The organism is Oleiphilus sp. HI0125 (assembly GCF_001635355.1).
Map to the genome: position 1 here is coordinate 1 of NZ_LWGF01001057.1, position 851 is coordinate 851.

An 851-nucleotide genomic window follows, 5' to 3' on the forward strand; every position below is an offset into this window, starting at 1 on the left:
GCTGGTTTGGTTGATAATTTCAACGCGACGAGCCGTACTTCGGCTCATCATAACGCCGCCGATCATTGCCAGCATAAAGGTGATCGCCATGCCCAAGTTTATCGCGCGTTCAACAAGCTCTTTAACAGCCATGAACTCGTTGACATCACGGCCTACTAGTAAGCGCAAGCCTCCAGGCACAATGAACACACGTGCTCGAGCTGGCCGATCAAGCTCATTGTGCCAGCCTAACTCTTCATTAAGTGTAAAGTTGAGCCAGCCCTCTTGAACTTCGCCTTCTTCTGGCCACTTATCTATATTGCCTGCGAGTTTGATGAAATCACGCGCAGTAAATAAATAGATCGCTTTGCCGTTAGGATCACGTGCTACACGCTCTCGAATGACACTGATTAAGCCATTCAAACCTTGGCGTTGATATTGTTCTGCCAGACCGACTATTTCAGCTTCGATGGTTTCGTCTGTTTGGCTCGACATATACCCAGCGGTTGCCCAGTAAATAAAGCCCATTAGAATAAAAACAGACGTGGCGAAAAGTACCATGTACATAATCGCCAGCTGAAATGTAGGGGTTCTTAGTAGACTAAGAATCTTCACTCAAAATGTATCCCGCACCACGAACGGTTTGAAGTAGCTGCTTAGGAAAATCTTTGTCGATTTTTGAGCGTAAGCGGCTGATATGAACGTCGATGACGTTTGTTTGTGGATCGAAGTGGTAATCCCACACTTGCTCAAGAAGCATTGTGCGCGTCACGACTTGCCCAGCATGCTTCATTAAGTATTCAAGTAAACGGAATTCACGTGGTTGGAGATCTATTTTCTGGCTAGCACGTTTAACAGTACGTGCGAGTAGA

The 851-nt window shown here is 46.3% G+C and carries 1 protein-coding gene and 1 pseudogene; both read right to left on the minus strand.

Features of this window, described 5'->3' with window-relative positions:
- Nucleotides 1-540: pseudogene (locus tag A3762_RS18140) on the minus strand (two-component sensor histidine kinase); the annotation flags it as partial.
- Between the two features lie 40 nt (nt 541-580).
- A partial coding sequence (locus tag A3762_RS18145) for a winged helix-turn-helix domain-containing protein (RefSeq protein ID WP_197469371.1) occupies nt 581-851 on the minus strand: 271 nt, incomplete at its 5' end.